This is a genomic window from Streptomyces sp. NPDC043870, assembly GCF_056435785.1.
Genome location: NZ_JBWKDT010000021.1, coordinates 123,336 through 139,787 on the forward strand (window position 1 = coordinate 123,336; position 16,452 = coordinate 139,787).

The 16,452-nt window shown below is 69.4% G+C and carries 17 protein-coding genes and 1 pseudogene; 15 read left to right on the forward strand and 3 right to left on the reverse strand.

All coding sequences use genetic code 11. The features are described from left to right. Positions 1–13 precede the first annotated feature (13 nt). The 6 genes from AC0699_RS24260 (at position 14) to AC0699_RS24285 (ending at position 5,650) form a co-directional block, all read left to right on the forward strand. The gene (locus tag AC0699_RS24260) at positions 14–1,279 is read left to right on the forward strand and encodes a lysine N(6)-hydroxylase/L-ornithine N(5)-oxygenase family protein (RefSeq protein WP_478663762.1); all 1,266 of its coding nucleotides are present in this window, start codon (positions 14–16) and stop codon (positions 1,277–1,279) included. Between the two features lie 38 nt (positions 1,280–1,317). Beyond that, on the forward strand, positions 1,318–2,259 hold the full coding sequence (locus tag AC0699_RS24265) for a fatty acid desaturase family protein (RefSeq protein ID WP_478663764.1): 942 nt from the start codon (positions 1,318–1,320) through the stop codon (positions 2,257–2,259). 268 nt (positions 2,260–2,527) lie between these two features. Continuing rightward, entirely contained in the window at positions 2,528–3,244 is a 717-nt protein-coding gene (locus AC0699_RS24270; RefSeq protein ID WP_478663767.1) for an SDR family oxidoreductase, read from the forward strand. A 75-nt stretch (positions 3,245–3,319) separates the two neighbouring features. Further along, positions 3,320–3,484 (forward strand): hypothetical protein, encoded by a 165-nt coding sequence (locus tag AC0699_RS24275; protein WP_478663768.1) that lies wholly within the window; start codon positions 3,320–3,322, stop codon positions 3,482–3,484. Between the two features lie 114 nt (positions 3,485–3,598). Then, on the forward strand, positions 3,599–4,801 hold the full coding sequence (locus AC0699_RS24280) for an adenine nucleotide alpha hydrolase family protein (RefSeq protein WP_478663770.1): 1,203 nt from the start codon (positions 3,599–3,601) through the stop codon (positions 4,799–4,801). A 75-nt stretch (positions 4,802–4,876) separates the two neighbouring features. Continuing rightward, entirely contained in the window at positions 4,877–5,650 is a 774-nt protein-coding gene (locus tag AC0699_RS24285; RefSeq protein ID WP_478663772.1) for a class I SAM-dependent DNA methyltransferase, read from the forward strand. Here AC0699_RS24285 and AC0699_RS24290 read toward each other — a convergent pair. Beyond that, a complete protein-coding gene (locus AC0699_RS24290; RefSeq protein WP_478663774.1) occupies positions 5,605–6,213 on the reverse strand; it encodes a dTMP kinase in 609 nt (202 codons plus the stop codon). The genes AC0699_RS24285 and AC0699_RS24290 overlap by 46 nt on opposite strands. Positions 6,214–6,345: 132 nt before the next feature. Between AC0699_RS24290 and AC0699_RS24295 the strand changes: the two genes are divergently transcribed. The 4 genes from AC0699_RS24295 to AC0699_RS24310 all read left to right on the forward strand — a co-directional run bounded on the left by AC0699_RS24295 (position 6,346) and on the right by AC0699_RS24310 (position 10,907). Next, on the forward strand, positions 6,346–7,092 hold the full coding sequence (locus AC0699_RS24295; protein WP_478663777.1) for a sugar phosphate isomerase/epimerase family protein: 747 nt from the start codon (positions 6,346–6,348) through the stop codon (positions 7,090–7,092). A 107-nt stretch (positions 7,093–7,199) separates the two neighbouring features. Continuing rightward, complete coding sequence (locus tag AC0699_RS24300; protein WP_478663778.1) at positions 7,200–8,303, forward strand: acyl-CoA dehydrogenase family protein; 1,104 nt, start codon at positions 7,200–7,202, stop codon at positions 8,301–8,303. Between the two features lie 86 nt (positions 8,304–8,389). Continuing rightward, a complete protein-coding gene (locus AC0699_RS24305; protein ID WP_478663783.1) occupies positions 8,390–9,523 on the forward strand; it encodes a M20 family metallopeptidase in 1,134 nt (377 codons plus the stop codon). Between the two features lie 124 nt (positions 9,524–9,647). Further along, entirely contained in the window at positions 9,648–10,907 is a 1,260-nt protein-coding gene (locus AC0699_RS24310) for a hypothetical protein (protein ID WP_478663787.1), read from the forward strand. A gap of 131 nt (positions 10,908–11,038) precedes the next feature. Here AC0699_RS24310 and AC0699_RS24315 read toward each other — a convergent pair whose 3' ends face one another. Then, on the reverse strand, positions 11,039–11,803 hold the full coding sequence (locus tag AC0699_RS24315) for a class I SAM-dependent methyltransferase (RefSeq protein WP_478663790.1): 765 nt from the start codon (positions 11,801–11,803) through the stop codon (positions 11,039–11,041). Positions 11,804–12,207: 404 nt separating this feature from the next. On the opposite strand from AC0699_RS24315, the gene AC0699_RS24320 reads away from it, so the two are divergent. Next, positions 12,208–12,966, forward strand: coding sequence for a hypothetical protein (locus tag AC0699_RS24320; RefSeq protein WP_478663791.1), 759 nt, complete (start codon positions 12,208–12,210; stop codon positions 12,964–12,966). A 95-nt stretch (positions 12,967–13,061) separates the two neighbouring features. On the opposite strand, the pseudogene AC0699_RS24325 reads toward AC0699_RS24320, so the two are convergent. Next, positions 13,062–13,259: pseudogene (locus tag AC0699_RS24325) on the reverse strand (hypothetical protein); the annotation flags it as partial. Positions 13,260–13,513: 254 nt separating this feature from the next. On the opposite strand from AC0699_RS24325, the gene AC0699_RS24330 reads away from it, so the two are divergent. The 4 genes from AC0699_RS24330 to AC0699_RS24345 are packed head-to-tail and all read left to right on the forward strand — an operon-like array spanning position 13,514 to position 16,302. Next, complete coding sequence (locus AC0699_RS24330) at positions 13,514–14,896, forward strand: ATP-binding protein (protein ID WP_478663793.1); 1,383 nt, start codon at positions 13,514–13,516, stop codon at positions 14,894–14,896. Next, entirely contained in the window at positions 14,893–15,339 is a 447-nt protein-coding gene (locus AC0699_RS24335) for a roadblock/LC7 domain-containing protein (protein ID WP_478663795.1), read from the forward strand. The genes AC0699_RS24330 and AC0699_RS24335 overlap by 4 nt, the downstream gene beginning before the upstream one ends. Next, positions 15,336–15,698 carry a DUF742 domain-containing protein gene (locus tag AC0699_RS24340; protein WP_478663798.1) on the forward strand — a complete coding sequence of 121 codons (363 nt, stop codon included), beginning with the start codon at positions 15,336–15,338 and terminating at the stop codon, positions 15,696–15,698. The genes AC0699_RS24335 and AC0699_RS24340 overlap by 4 nt, the downstream gene beginning before the upstream one ends. Then, complete coding sequence (locus tag AC0699_RS24345; protein ID WP_478663801.1) at positions 15,676–16,302, forward strand: GTP-binding protein; 627 nt, start codon at positions 15,676–15,678, stop codon at positions 16,300–16,302. The genes AC0699_RS24340 and AC0699_RS24345 overlap by 23 nt, the downstream gene beginning before the upstream one ends. The last annotated feature ends 150 nt before the right edge of the window (positions 16,303–16,452 follow it).

Below are 16,452 nucleotides of genomic sequence, written 5' to 3' on the forward strand. Positions count from 1 at the left end.
AGAGAGAGCGACAATGGCTGACCATGACGTCATCGGAATCGGTGTGGGGCCGGCGAACCTGAGCCTCGCGGCCCTGGCCGACCCGCTGCCCGAGCTACGCACGCTGTTCCTCGACGAGAAGCCCGGGTTCGAGTGGCATCAGGGGCTCATGCTCCCCGACTCCCAGCTGACCGTCACCTACTTCAGGGACCTGGTGACCCTGGTCGACCCGAGGAACAAGTTCTCCTTCCTGAACTTCCTCGTCCAGGAAGGCAGGGCGTTCCGGTTCCTGGAGGCCAACGGCCTGAGCTGCTCACGGCGCGAGTTCGAGCAGTACTACCAGTGGGCGGCCGCGCAACTGCCCTCGATCCGGTGGGGTACCCGCGTCGACTCCGTCACGGTCTCCAGCGACTGCTTCGAGATCACCTGCGAAGGCGGCGAGAAGCGCACCGCGCGGTCGGTCGTCGTCGGCTCCGGTGCCGAACCCCGGCTTCCCTCTTTCGCCAAGGCGCACGAGGGGAAGCACGTGCTGCACAGCGGCAACTTCACCCGGGTGCGCCCGGAGTGGAAGGGCCGCCGAGTCGTGGTCGTCGGTGCCGGTCAGAGCGGCGCCGAGGTCGTCAACCACCTGTTGTCCGACGAACATGCGCTGCCCGCCTCCCTCACCTGGACCTCCAGCAAGGCCGGCTTCCAGCCCCTGGACGATTCGCCGTTCACCAATGAGTGGTTCTCCTCCGCGTACGCCGGCTACTTCCATGGGCTGCCGGCCGGGCGCCGCGCAGACCTGGTCGGCGAGCAGCTGAACGCGGGCGGTGACGGAATCACCGACGAGCTGCTCGGTGCCATCTATCGCCGCCTTTACCACCTCGACCATGTGCTGCGTGCAGGGATGCGGCACCGGCTGCTCACCTCACGCCGGGCCGTGGACCTGGAGCAGGAGGGGTCCGGATACCGGGTGACCCTGCACGACGAGAATCGCGGCGCCACCGAGGTGCTGCCCGCAGACCTCGTCATCCTCTGCACCGGGTACCGCAGGCGGATCCCGGAGTACCTCAAGCCGATCCAGGACCAACTCGCTCTCAGGGACGGCATGTTCGATGTGAACGCCGACTACTCGGTGGACTTCGACGGACCGGAGGGCCTGCGGATCTACACCCAGGGGTTCTCCGAGGCCGACCACGGGATCAACGACACGCTGCTGTCGCTGGTGGCCTGGCGCAGCGCACGCATCATCAACGCCGTGACGGAACGGCAGGTCTACCGGACCGACGCCGACGACACGACGGTGGCCTGGCGGTAGCGCCGAGGCAGGGGCAGGGGCAGGATCGGGGAGGGGATGTGAGCATCAGCAACGTTCCGACGTCCGTGCTGTTCGAGCGGGCGCGAGTGTCCAGGAAGGACGAACTCGTCTTTCTCGGCAAGCTGACGGCGGCAGCCGTCCTCTGCTGCGTCGGCGGGCTGCTCGCCCTGAGCCGCTCCTGGCCGGCGCAAGCCGTAGGAGTCCTCCTCCTCGCCGCGATGTACACGCACCTGGTGGAGCTGCAGCACCAGTGCCTGCACCACTCCGCCTTCCGAAGCAGCGCGGTCCACCGGCCGGTCGGAGTCCTGCTCGGGATTCCCCTTCTGTCGGCCTACAGCCACTACCGCGTCCAGCATCTGCAGCACCACAAGTACCTGGGCACTCCCCAGGACAGCGAGTTCTTCGGTTTCGATACCCGGGCACCGCTGACCTGGAGCGCTCTGCTCCGTGGTGCGGTCGACCCGGCACGCCTGATCCAGGTCGGCGTAGACGTCGTCCGCAGCTGCGCAGGAGCCTGGTCCTACACCCGGGGGCAGATCGGGGAACGCACCAGACACCAGGTCATGAACGAGTACCGCCTGCTCGGGATCACGGTGCTCGCGGCAGGCGCGGCGGCCGCCCTGGGGCACAGCCGGGCCGTGGTGCTGCTGTGGGCGGTTCCGCTGGTGCTCTCGATACCGATCCACTTCCTTCTGGAGCTGCCCGAGCACGTCCTGTGCGACACCGAGGACAATACGGATGTGCTGCGAAATACGCGGACAATCAGCGGGAGCAGATTCAGCCGCTGGTTCACCAACGGCAACAACTTCCACGTGGAGCACCATGCGGCGATGGTGGTGCCCATCAACAGACTGGCCCAGCGGCATCCGGTCGCCAAGCAGTACGCCGCACACGCCGAGGACAGCTATCCCTCCTTCTATCGGAAGGTCGTCCGCGAGGCGCGCCGCAACAGGAGAAACGCCATCAACGCACGGGAGTGACAGAGAGTCCGCGGCGTCAATTCGACTTCGACATGCGACGGATTCCCTTATCGGGAACGGATCGATCCGCTCAAGAACCGAAGAAACAAGAATCGAAGAAAAAAGAACAGAAACGCTTGCCGTCGATGCATCGATGATCCTAGACTCGTTCAGGCAAGAGAAAATCGAAAGAGCACGACCGCTTCACCGAGGGTATCTGCTCAATCGCGTTGAATCTTCGCGCACGGGGGAAATGTTGAGGACAAACGGCTCTCACCAGCCCGTTTGCATGATCACCGGGGTAAGTCGCGGCTTAGGTCGGGCTCTCTGCTCGGAATTCAGGCAACGTGGCTTCCTGGTGGCGGGAATATCACGCAGCACCCCTCCCGACAATGCGGGAGACATTGCGATGCACTGCTCGGCCGATATACAGGACGAGCAGCAGACGCGCAAATTCGCACAGTCCGTCGTTGCCCGATACGGCCGGATCGACGTCTGGGTGAACAATGCCGCAGTCATGGAAGTCTTCCGTGTCGCGGACGGCGACCTCGAACGCTGGAACCGGATCCTCGGTACCAATCTGCTCGGCGTGATCAACGGCAGTTCCGTATTCGCCGAGCATGTCCGAAGCCGTCCGGACGCAGGCGTACTGATCAACCTCACCGCCGGCTCGGCGCGCGCGGCGCGCCCGGGCTGGGCGGCGTACTCGGCAAGCAAGGCAGCGGTGGAACGCCTCACCGAAGCCCTTGCCGCGGAGGAGAAGGCCGCAGGGCTGCGGGCCTTCTGCGTGTCCCCCGGGGCCATGGACACCGCCATGCAGCGCTCCCTGTGGGAGCTGCCCGAGAGCGAGTTCCCGGAGGCACGGGAGATGCGTGAACGTGCCGCCCTGGGCCGGATCGGCGACTGTCGCGACATCGCGCGGCGGATCGCCGAGCACGCCGAGGGGCAGCTGCACCCCGGCGCCCCGTACCCCGAGCCTGTCTTCCTCCCTTTCCGGGCGTCCTGACGCCCGACCTGAACAACCACGCCGCCAGGCGTGGTTGATAGATGCACCACTTCAACACATAAGGAGCTGAGAACCATGAAGACCGAACTTGGTCTGGTCAACGCCCCGGCGGCAGTTCTCGTCGAGTTCGAGCCGGTCGCAGCCGTGAACCTGGGTGTGCTCGGTGCGCGCGAGGCGGCCACGACGGACAGCGGCCTGGAGTCCGTCTCCTGCTGCAACTCGATCGTCGCCACCGGCTGACCGTGGCCCCTCATCAGGACTCTTCGTCCTGACACCGCTGGTGGGGGGCTTCGGCGCCTCACCAGCGGCACTTGTATCGACGATGATCGACCTGCTGACGAAACGGAACGGCATATGCGAGTCCGGTTGCAGACCAACCACGGCGAGTACCTGCTCGAGCATGAGAGTGCACCGACCGTCGGAGCACTGCTGAGGCTGTACGGGATCCCGCTCTCAGCAGTGTGGACCTACCGGATCGAGGGGCACGGAGGGGACGGACACCGGCGTGCGGTCTTCGTTCCTGCCTCCACCGCACGCCCCGGCGACGGTGACGGCGACGCCGAGGTATTCGCCCGAGTCACCCGCAACATCAATCTTCCCGGCTTGCTCGGCGTGGAGACTGCCAACGCGCGCCTGCATCCGGAGGCGACCACCGAGTGGACCTTCCCCACCGAGGACAGCGGGGCCTTCCAGCGTGTTCACACGCAGATGTCCGCCGCGGAGTGCTTCGAGTTCGTCCGCGCGAGCGTGACTGACGTGCTGAAGCAGTGGCCCGGCGACCACAGCAGCGGCCTGGTCGTGGGGACTTCGGGCGGCGGCGACTCCAATGTGCTGCTGTCCACGCTGATGGAGTCCGGCTACTTCGAACCCGAGCGCGTGGTGCCGGTCATGATGCTCGGCATCCCGGACTGGGACGCGCAGGTGGACAACGCCCGTGAGCTGTGCACGGCGCACGGCATCGAGCTGAACGTGGTCGAGGAGCCGGAGACGGCGCGGCTGGCCGGCCTGAAGGAACTCGGCTCGGTCAAGAAGGTCTTCCGGGACTTCTTCCCCGACGCGGACCTGGAGTTCATGGGGACCTGGCTACTGCGCCGCGTCCTGTCCCGCTACGCGGTCGAGCGCGGCATGAAGTACGTCGCCACCGGCGCGAACCGTGAGGACATCGTCGCCGAGCACATCGCCCGCGTCTCGCGCGGTCTGCTCCCACTGCCCGCCCCGTTCCGCAAGATCGGTGAAGTCACCTTCTGCTACCCGATCTGGAAGGTGCCGAAGAAGATCGGCGACGGTGCCTACCCGGCCTTCAGCCTGGAGAACTACGAGAACCGCAACCCCAGCTTCAGCCCCGGGCGCAGCGTCTTCTACTACCTCGCGTACTGGATCCCGGAGCTGCTGCCCGGCATGGACAACTCGCTGCTCGACGGCATGTCCGAGCTGGCGGACAAGGACCCGGAGCCCATCACCTGGGACGAGGACCTACGCGACCACGTCTGCCGCGAAGGTTCCACCGAGGAGCAGAAGAAGCGCTGGCAGGAGTTCCTGGCGAAGGTCGAGGCCTGAGCCGTCGAAGAGCCCGCTGTGTCCGCAGTCCTCCCCGGTGGGAGGACTGCGGACACCGGCCGAGGAGAGTGTGATGTGAACACGTTTCAGGGTTGGGATGCGGCCTCGTACGGGGACGCCCGCGCCGGTGTGTACGACCGGCAGGTGGCCGGGCGCAATGATGTTCCCGAAGCGGTCGCTCTGCTCACCGAGCTGACCGGAGACGGGCCCGCGCTGGAACTCGGCGTGGGCACCGGCAGGCTGGCGATCCCGCTGGCCGCCGAGGGCGTCGCCGTCCATGGGCTGGACAGCTCCCCGAAGATGCTCGAGGAGCTGAGCCGCGCGCCCGGGGGCCACCGCGTGACCGGCACTCTGGGCAGCATGACCAACTTCGCCCTGGACCAGGACTTCTCGCTGATCTGGGTGGCCTTCAACTCCCTGTTCCTGGTGGACGATCCGGAGGAGCAGGAGAACTGCTTCGGGAGCGTCGCCGGGCACCTGGCCAAGGGAGGGCGCTTCGTCGTCGAGGCGTTCGTGCCCTCACCGCAGCAGTTCGAGGGTGGCCCGGCCCTGCGCGTGAAGGACTTCGGCACCTCCAGCCTGCTTCTGCAGGTGTCGCGACACAGCGCGGACACCCAGGTCGTCGAGTCCCTCGATCTGGAAGTCACGGAGGAGGGGTTCGCCCTCTACCCGACCCGGGTGCGTTACAGCTGGCCGCAGGAACTCGACGCGATGGCCGAGCGGGCGGGCCTTCATCTGGAGGACCGCTGGGAGAACTGGAGCCGGCACCCGTTCACGGCCGGCTCCCGTTCCCACGTCAGCGTCTACGCACGGGCAGGCGTGGACACTGCTTCCGGCAGGGCCCGCTGAATCTCCTTGCGCAGGAGTTCCTGCACCTCGTCGAACGTACCGTTTCCGTCCAGCACGACGAAATCCTTGAATTCCGGGAGGGAGCGGTAGGCCTCCCGGAAATCGATGAGGAACTCCAGCGTCTCCTCGTCGATTCCACGTCGCCTGATTCTTTCCTGGGCGACCTCTGGTTCGACATCGAGGTAGAGAGTGAGGTCGGGCTTCGGAAGGACCCGGTTGAGCCGCCGTAGAAATTCCTCGTTGTCTGCCTTCTGCAATCGGACAGCGGCGTACTGGCAAACGGTGTAGCGATCGGTGAGCGCCACGGCACCCGGGGTGCGCAGCACTTCATCGACAGGAGCGAGCGCCGACAGCTTCGCACAGGCCGAAATAAGTCTGATCGTGTCGGCCCCGATCATATCCAGATGCCCCGGGAAGCCTTCTTCTCTGGCAATCGCGTCCAATGCCCGACGGACCGGGAGCTGCGTTTGATTTAAGAAGCACCGAGTGGGGTTCCCCAAGCCCTCGAACCACTCGGCCAGCTTTCCCACCTGGCTCGTTTTACCGGCACCGTCGATTCCCACGACCGCGACAAGATAGCCGCTGCGCCCCTCCGGCCTCACTTTTCCATACCTCCAGACTACCCGCATGAATGGATTAAAGTGTCTCGCGTCACTATTCAGCCCAGACTGCACGACATATCTCGCTATGTCAACGTGGCCAGGACAAACAACTTGCACTTCGAGCTGATCGAACCGGCATACCCGCAAAATCTGGACATGCTGGAAGAGTACTTCTCGGATTTCCTAAAGATTTCCGGTGGTGCCGATCTCGTCAAGGTGATCCACGGTCCTTATATCGATATAGCTGTCCATTCTCCCGACCGTGCCGTCCGTGAGGCCTCCGCCCAACGCGTATCCGCGTCCCTTGAATGGGCCAAACGGCTCGGTGCCGAGTTCCTCATACTGCACAGCAATCATCTGCCGATGCTCAATGAGCCTTGCTATGACCGGCAGTGGCGCAGTGGCTGGCTGTCCTTCCTCGCGGACCAGGATCTCGGGAGCGTCACCGTCCTCCTGGAGAACATGTGGGACCGCACCCCGGACCTCAGTCTCTCCCTCGTCGAGGAATTCGACTCCCCGCGGCTGCGGCTGTGCTTCGACGTCGCACACTGGAACGTCCACGGCACGGTGTCCCTGGACGACTGGCTACGCCGGGCGGGCCCGGCCACCGCCTACGTCCAGTACGGGGACAACCACGGTGACCAGGACTCCGACCTGGCACTGGGCACCGGCACGGTGGACTGGCGGGAACTCGACCGCTGCCTGCGCCGCTACGCCCCGCAAGCGGATGTGATGGTCGGCGTCGGCATCGACGACGCCGGCGAACGGCTGGAACCCTCGGTGGACTTCCTGCGCACCCATGGCATCCACCCCTTCCCCGTCACGGTCGGTGCGCGGTGACGGCCCCGCCACCAGGCGCACCGGGCCCCGACACCGCTTGGTGCCTGCACCCGCGCACACCGCAGGGCAAGTCGGCGGTCGAGCGGGCCGAGGGATGTGTTGCGGCCGTGGCGGCCGACGCGGAACGGCACGACCGCGAGGGCAACTACGTCGAGGAGGCGCACCGCGCCTTGGCCGCCGCCGGGCTGATGGGGGCCACCGTGCCGGAGGCCCACGGCGGGCTGGGGGTGAGCAGCCTCCTTGAGGTGGCCGCCTGCCTCGAGCGGATCGCCTTCGCCGACGCCTCGGCCGCCCTGGCGCTGCACATGCAGCTTTCCCGCGGCTTGGGACTGGCCGCCGGCCCCTCGGCCCCCGAGTCCGACGGGCTGCTGCGTGCCATGGCCGATGGTTCCGCCTTCGTGGCGGGCGCAGCGACCGAGGCGGGCGCGGGCTACTTCACCGTGCGCACCTCGGCCGAACTCAAGGACGGCGGCGCGGCCACCGTCAGCGGCCGGAAGATCATGGTCTCGGGAGCACCCGCCGCCACCCATTTCGCCGTCCGGCTCCGGGTCCGCACCCCCGACGGCGACCGCCTCGGCAGTGCGATCGTGCCGCGCTCGGCGGCGGTGGAAGTGGCCGACGACTGGGACGGACTGGGGCTGCGGGGCTCGGCCAGCGAGACGGTGCACTTCCACGAGGCCGAGGCACTGCCGTGGAGCCTGGCCGTCCGAGGGCCCTGGGGCTCCTACGACCCGCGGGCCCTGGGCGGCCGGATGCTCAGCTCCGGGGGCATGCTCGGGATTTATCTGGGGCTGACCTCCGCCGCGCACCACGCCCTGCTCACCGCCCTCCGGCGGGCGGGCACGCAGCGCCCCGGGGCCTGGCTCGGCTCGGCCGCGATCCGGTCCGAGAAGGAACTGGGGGGCACCCGTGCCCTGGTGGAGCGCTTCCTGCGGCAGTTGGACGACCACGACCCCGCGGACGGCCCGGGGACCCTGGCGCTGGCACGGGACTGGCAGTTGTGCCGTCTGCGCTCGCACGACACCGCCCTCGCCCTCTCCGACCTCGCGCTGTCGGCCGCGGGGGCGTCCGCCTACCGATGGGGGCATCCGGCCTCCCGGATCCTGCGGGACGCGCGGGCCGCGCAGTACATGCAGCCGTACGGCCTTCGCCAGGCGACCGAGTTCATCAACGCCTCGCACGAAGGCACCGACCCGGGACTCATGGCATGACTGCACCTACCTCTCCTCCGACCCCTCCCACTCAACCCACTCCCGCCGCCGCGGCCCCCTCGCCGGCCCAAGGCCCCTGCGATGCCGTGGACGCGGCGCGGCTGGTCTCCCTGGCCCGGCGGCTGATACGCACCCGCAGCGACAACCCGGTCACCACGGAAGAGGCCGTGGTCGGCATCCTGGCCGAGGTGCTCGCACACTCGGCGGACGAGGTCCGGGTCACCGAGGAGGTGCCGTCGCGCCCCAACCTGCTGGCCCGGTACGGCCCTTGTGACGGGTCCCGGCCCGTACTGCTGCTCACCGCCGCCACGGACACCGTTCCGGCCGAAGCGGACGACTGGCGGCAGCCGCCGTTCGAAGCGGTCGTGACCGGAGGTGACCTGTGGGGGCGCGGATCCACAGACATGAAGGGCGGCATCGCCGCAGCGGTCGAAGCCGCACTCACCCACCATGCGGCGGGACGCCCCGGTCCTCGGGATCTCCTGCTCGCGTTCACCGCTGACGGCGAGCGCGGCGGCCGGGCCGGCTGGCAGGCGCTGGCCGGCACACTGCGGCTGCCGCCCCTGGAGGGCGCGTTGGTCCTCGCCCCGACCGCCCTGGTGCCACACCGCATGGAACGCGGTGTTGCCTGGCTGGGCATCGACCTGGAGGGGCGCGAGGCCCCGGCCGGACGCGCGGAGGAAGGAGTGTCCGCGGTGCTCGCCGCCTGTCGTCTCGCCGAGTTGCTCCCGACGGCCGCGGCGGCCCGGTTCGCGGGAAACCCGGCGGGTGGCCCGGTCGCCGCGACCCTGGGCCGGATCTCCGGGGGCACCCGGGTGAACGCTGTTCCCGGGACCTGTCGTACGGAATGGGACCTGCGCCTTCCGCCCGGCGGCTCCGAGGTGACCGAGGAGGCCGTACGCAGGATGGTGGCCGACTGTGTTCCCGAGGACGTCACCTTCCGCAGCGAGTTGCTGATGACCGCTGAGGCCTCCGAGAGCCCGGTGACGCCCCTGTGGAACCGGCTGGTCGCCACCTGCGGCGCCGCGGGGCGCTCGGCGTATGCGGACCTCGTCTACCCCGGGCCGACCGACGCACGCACCCTGCGCCGGCGGTTCGCCGTCCCCGCCTACGTCTGTGGTCCCGGAAAGCAGCGCCTCGCCCACGGAGTCGACGAACGCGTTCCGGTCTCCGAGCTGCGTGCCTCCGCCGAGATGTGTCTGAGCCTGCTGTGGGGGTGAGCCCAGACGGACCGGAACGCTGTCACCCGCTTCCCGTGATCTCCCGCCCGAACGACGCGCCGACCCCCCGCCGCACGACCCACCCGCCCTGCCTCCCGCAGGACACCGAAGGAGTGATCCAGCAATGCACGCCTCCAACGCCAACGCCGACACCGAGCCCGCCGCCGCGCACGTCACCAGGTACCTGGTACTGGGCGACGTCTCGCGGCAGTACCAGGTGGCCGGTGGCGGTAACACGCCCCTCGTAGCCGTCGAACTCGCCGCCGAGCCGGGCGACGCGTACCGGGCCACCGAGCATCTGTGCCCCTCGGACACCGTCGCCACGAGCGTCCTGGTGCTGGACCGCGACGGGGGGAGTCCGGTGCATGCGCCCGCCGACCCCGCCGCACCGGTCTGGGCGGGCCTCGGCCCTGGCGAGGCGCTCACAGCCCCGGCGCACGGCACGACGGCCGCCGCACTGGAGCAGTACGACCTGGCCGGTCTGGCCCCGCTCATGCTGCTCCGTACCCACCGCACCGGCTCGGAGCAGCTCACCGAGGTCCTGATGTGCTCGAGGGTGCGCTCCTTGGGCGTGCTCTTCGTCCGGGTGGCACGGTTCACGCACGCCACCGGCACCGCCGCGTCCGACCTCGTCCGCGAGGCCTTCGGGTACTCCTCGCGACTGGCCGACTCCGTCCTCTTCGAGGGCAGCGCCTTCACCGTCCTCGAACCGGAGATCGAGATCGAGCAGAAGGTGAATCTCCTCGACGAGGTCAGCATCTGGGAGCTGGCCGTGGCCATGTGCGCGGCGGCCGAGGACGGCCGGTACCCCGGCTTCTTCCTCGACCCCGGGTACGAGCTGACCCGCTGGCAGTACGCCCAGGAGACCTTCGAGGTGCGCAGTCCCCGCGAGCAGGCGGGATACTTCGGCTTCACGAAGATGCCCGACGGCCGGTACCTGATGAAGATCAAGAAGTTCGAGCGCGACGCGCTCAGGCGCGGGGAGACCTTCCGGCTGAACCTGGACATTCCCGATGACGACCTCGAGGCATTCCTGGCTCGCGAGTACCCCGAGTTCTCCTTCCACCGTCTGCCCCCGCTCGTCAGGGCGCGCTTCGACGTCAACCTGGAGTCCGCCAAGACCGGACACTGCTTCAGCATCGAGATCGACGACGTCACGGTGGCCGGCGGGTACAAGCTGCGCCAGGCCGAGATCGAGTACCTCAAGACCCGTGTGCACGAGGGCCTGGACCACGCCCTGCTCGACTCCGAGCTGGACCGGCTCACGGAGTTGGTCGAGAGCCATCTGAAGCAGCTGGGCATCCGGGCGGAGCGCAGCCTGCTGTCCAAGCTGACGTTCCTGAAGGAATGTGAGCAGCGCCAGGCCACCGGCGCCGGATCCTGAACACATACCGCGCCCCTGCTTGGACCGCCGCAGCAAGGTGTCGCCCGTGGTGTGCGGCCGGGCAGGGGCGCGGTACTACCGGGCGGCTGCGGGGCACCTGCTACCGCCGCATCGCCACGTGAGCGTTGCAGTCACGGGCGGGAGAACACGGCTACGTCGTAGCGTTCGACGACGGGTACCTGTCGGTCGGCAGCCTCGTCCCGGGCCGCGGCAGCGAGACGCTGCAGACCCTCGTGGAACTGCTCAGAGGTGAGCGAGGTGAACTTCGACTGTGGGCGGGTGGCCAAGCGGGCGTGGTAGTCGCGCAGGCCGGCCGTCACCGGCTGGGCAAAGGAGGTGACCTCCTCTACCGCGAAGCCGGCGGCCGCAAAGTCGGCAAGCAACTCCTCCTGCCCCGGGAATCGCCGCTCATCAGCGGACCGCAGCTGGGGCCAGTAGTCGTAGACCACCGCGTCCAGCCGTTCCCGGAACGTGGTCCGGATGATCACCACTCCTTCATGGCGGAGAATGCCGGCCAGTTCGCGAGCCGCCCTGGCGCGATCGGGAATGTGATGGATCACGCGGGAGAGCAAGGCCAGGTCGAAGGGGCCCGCGGCGGCGGGCACGTCCTCCACAGACCCGGACACATAGCGCACCGCGGGGTGCGGATGATGGCGACGGGCTTCGGCCAGCATCGGCTCGGAGGTGTCCATGGCCAGCACACTGGAGCCCTCGATCCAGCGCGCCATCGCAGCGGAGAACATGCCGGTCCCGGCACCGATCTCGACGATGGCCGGTGACGGACGGCGCACGTAGGAACCGATCAGGTCGACCCAGGCCCGCAGAGAGGCTTCGGGCATCTCATTGCCACGCTCGTACGCGCAGGCCAAGCGCTCGTCCTCATAGACACGATCCATGCGTACCGATCCTGTCGCAGCGACGCCGCCCCGGCAAGAACGCGGCAGATCGCCTGCGCATACCGGGACCACAAGCGACCACCGCGCCAGCCAAGACATCTCCTGTTTACGTATCTTGCCGTCAGGCCGCGTACGGACCACAACCCGCTCGACCGCAAGGAGTACCTGCTGCGCGTGGTGAGACGGGTCCGGTGAACCCCGTGAGAACCCGCCGTGCAGGCCGTCCCGACACGGCCGAACCGCCCAGGGTCCCTCCCGGCGACACGCCGTGATCCGCGACACACTTTCCACGCCACCCGTGATCCGCGGGCGGCTGGGTGCGCTTGATGGTACGGACGCCTGTGACACCGGGAGCCGCGAGCCGCCCGCCGCCGTACCGAACCGACAGGATTCCCATGCCACTCATGACTCTTCCGGCCCTCCGGCGCAGCGGCGCGCTCGCCCTCGCCGTGGCCGCCGCACTCCTGACCGGCTGCACCAGCTCTCCCGGGAAACCGGGCTCTCCGGGGCCTTCCGGTGCGTCGGGCATGCCCGCTCCCGATGGGCACAAGGGCGGTGCCGGCTCTGTCGTCCTGCGGGCCGACGCGCTGCGGACGGCACTGGTCACCCAGGCCGAAGTCCCCTCGTACCAGGCCCAGGAGAACAGCCCGCCGAGCCGGCGCCCCAAGGCCGACCGCGAAGACTGCCGGGCCCTCGCCGACATGACCGCGGCCGGTACCGCCCGTACCCCCGAGGCCGTCGACTGGGCGAACCGTTCCTTCCTGTCGAGCGGCACACCGGGCCTCACCGTGACCGTGAGTCTCTTCTCCTACGAGGGGGACGGCGCGCAGCAGACGCTCGCGGGCGTCCGCAAGGCCCTCGGCGCATGCGGCGGCGGCTTCTCGACGTCCGGGAACGCCGACGGGTCCACCATCAAGTACGTCGACGTGAAGAGCGAGGAGGCACCGGAGGGCGGCGACGAGTCGGTCGCCTGGGCGATGACCGGCACGGCCCAGGGGACGCGGATGCCCATGCACCTCACGGCGGTGAGGGAGGGCAGGAACGTGGCCGTGTTCTTCACGCTCAATCTGCTCGAGCCGGAGAAGTCGCAGCTGCCGGAGGACCTGCACGGCCGGCAGATGGCCAAACTCGAGCAGGCGATCGCGGCGGCCGCGGCGTCCTGACGGCCACGGTGTCAGGATCGCGGAGCGGGCCATGGCGCGGCACCGGCCGATTCCGTACCGCGGGCGCGGAACCGGCCCGGCGGGAAAGCCCCGGGTCAGACCCGCGCCCCGTTGTCCCTCGGGTCCCGGCGCGTCACCGGCAGACGACCGCGCCCGCCTGCCGTCGCCGCCGGGGCGCCCCACCGGCCCTCGAGGACGAGAGCCGCCGGCACGGCCGTGAGGACCGACGAATACGTGCCCGCGCAGACCCCGATGAGCAGCCCAAGGGCGAAGTCGGCGAGGGAGTCGCCGCCGCACCGTTGCTTGCCGTGGCCCTCGCACCCGCGCGGGGCGAGGCGAGGCCGAACCCACACTGTGCAGCATCCCGGCACCGGTAGCCATCGGTCTCTGTGACAGCGTTGGCAGAAGATGACGGGAGTTGCGCAACTGGCGTTCGATAACGTCTGGTTGATCGTAGGATCTGGATGCTCCCGATCGCCCGGGGAGCCACAGTGTGGTCTGGAAGGGGCACTCTCTCCGTGGTCGCGTTATCCCGAAGCGTTGTGTCATGACCGTACTGCTGAGCGCGGGCGGCGCCGTCGTCGCGTTGTCGCTCCTCGGCTGGGCGCTGTGGCTCCGGCGCGAGCGCAATGCCGAACGCGGCGGACGTGAGCTGCACCAGCGACTGGCAGCCGCCCGCGGTGCCGAGATCGAGCATCTGGCGAACGTCCGGGTCCCCGCCATCGCCGAACGGATACGCACCGGCCGGCGGCTGGACGGCGTACCCGGGCCGGTCGGCTCCGAAGCCGACACCGGAACGGAGTTCGCGCAGGCACTGGCCGCCGTGGTCACAGCACTCGGCTCCGACGAAGCCGTCCGCAGGGAGCGGGCGCTGCGGGACTCCGTGCAGTCCGCCTTCGAATCCGTCGCCCGCACCATGCACGCGATGGCCACGGTGCAGCAGCAGGTGCTGGACCAGGTCGAGCGTTCCATCGACGACGCCGGGCTGATGGCCGAGGTCATGAAGGCCGACCACGCGGCGGCGCAGATGACCCGCAAGGCCCAGACACTGCTCGTGATGTGCGGTATCTGGCCTGCCAGGCGCGAAACCCGGCCGGTGTCGCTCTACGACTGTGTACGCGGCGCCCAGTCGCGCATCGTGGAGTTCGGCCGGGTCGAGGTGCACGGCGGGCAGTCGCTCCATGTGGTGCCGCCCGCCGTCGAGGGCCTCATGCACGCGATCGCCGAACTCCTCGAGAACGCGACGGTGTTCTCCCCGTCCAGCACCCACGTCGTCGTCACCATCCGGGAAGTGGGGGCCGGGGCCGTCGTCGAGATCGACGACGCCGGCCTGGGAATGCCGCCCGACGTCCTGCACCAGGCGACGGCTCAGCTCCGCGACGACCTGGACCTGGCCCGGCTCGGCGCGGTGCCGCGCCTCGGCCTTGCCTGTGTCGGCCGCTGGACCCGCGAGCTGGGCTTCAACGTGGAGCTGACGGGAGCGTCGGCGTACGGCGGAACCCGCGCCGTCACGTTCGTTCCGCACCGGCTGCTCACCGAGCCGCTCTCCCACTTCGCGGCGCCGCGCCACGCCCCGGCCGCGGCGGCGCCGCCGGCGCCGTCGAAACCGCTGTACGAGACGCCGCAGCCGGCGGAGGGCGCGACGGCGCCGCCGCAGGAGCCGCCGTACGCCGACGCGCCGCGCGCCGACGACGGCCCGCAGCCCGCTCCGGGCGGCCTGCCCCGGCGCCGCAGCCGGCGCGGTGCCCGTGAAGCGGCCCTGCAGCAGACTCTGCACACTCCGCAGCCCGAACCGGCCGACAGCACCTGGACCCCGGAGGCCGCGCGTGCGTCGATCGCCAGCGTGCTCTCCGGATCACGGCGGGGTCGCGCCGCCCTGGAGGACACCCCCATGCCCGACGAGACCGATCACGAGGGAGGCCGGCAGTGACCGGAGCGATAACGAGGCTGCCCGACCTGGGGTGGATGCTTCGCCCGCTGACCGAGATCCCGGGGGTCCGGCACGCCGTGGTGGTCTCCGAGGACGGTCTGCGGCTGGGCCACGCCTCGGCGGAGGACCTCACCGGGCCGGTCGCCCGGCTCAGTGTCCCGGAGGCCGAATCGCTCTCCGCGGCATGCGCGGCGATGACGATGACCGGACGGTCCACCGCCGCGCTGCTGTTCGGCGGCGGCGCCGGAGTGCGCCAGCTGATGCTGGAGTCGGAGCACGGCTTCGTCCTGTTCACCCACGCGGGCGTCGGAGCCCATCTCGGCGTCGCCACGGACACCGAGGCCGATGTGGGCCTGGTCGCCCAGCAGATGCAGCTGCTCGTGGCGAAGATCGGCGCGCATCTGAGCACGCAGCCGCGGGAACCGGTGAGCCCGTCCTCATGACGGACCGTTCGGAAGGACGGACCACCACGCGCGCGGTACGTCCGTACGTGATCACCGGCGGCCGGGCGGGCACCGGCGTTGTGCCGCTGTCCTGGGAGACCCTGGTGATGGCCGCGGATGTCGCCGTGCCGGAGGCCCTCCAGCCCGAGCACCGGATGATCCTGGCGCACTGTCAGGGCCTGCTGTCGGTGGCCGAGGTGGCCGCGCACCTGGGCCAGCCGCCGTCGGTGGTCCAGGTGCTGCTCGCTGATCTCATCGACTGGGGGCTGATCCTGGCCCGTCCGCCCATTCCGCCGGCCGAACGCGCCGATGTGACCATGCTGAGAAAGGTCCTCCATGGCCTCGAAAGCCGTCTCTGACGCTCCGGTGTCGTCGTCCGCGGAGACGCCGTCCGGCAAGTACCTCACGTCGAGTGTCGCGGGCGCGGCCAAGATCCTCGTCGTCGGCCCGCTGGGGGTCGGGAAGACCACGCTCATCGGGACCGTCTCGGAGATCCCGCCGCTGTTCACCGAAGCGGTGATGACCCAGGCCGGCGCCCGGGTCGACACCGGCGGCGAGCGTGCCAAGACGACCACCACCGTGGCCCTCGACTTCGGCCGGATCACCATCGACGGGGAGCTGGTGCTGTATCTGTTCGGGACGCCCGGCCAGCAGCGCTTCCTGCCTGCCTGGCGGGATCTGGCCAAGGGCGCGCTCGGCGCACTCGCGCTGATCGACACCCGTGACCTGGCCGCCTCGTTCGGTGCCCTCGGGAATCTTGAGGACCTCGATCTTCCGTTCGCCGTCGCCGTCAATGTGTTCCCCGGCAGCCCCCAGCATGCCGAGGACGACCTCCGCACGGCCCTCGACCTGCTTCCGAACACTCCGCTGGTGGCCTGCGACGCCCGCGACGCCGCCTCCTCCGTCCGGGCCCTGATCGCTCTCGTACGCCATCTCATCGACGCCGCCACGGAGTCCTCATGACTACCCCGCACGGCTTTTCGCCGCACTCACCGGCCCACGGGCACCCCGGCACCGGCCCCGGGGGGGGGGGGGGGGGGGGGGGGGGGGGGGGGGGGGGGGGGGGGGGGGGGGGGGGGGGGGGGGGGGGGGGGGGGGGGGGGGGGGGGGGGG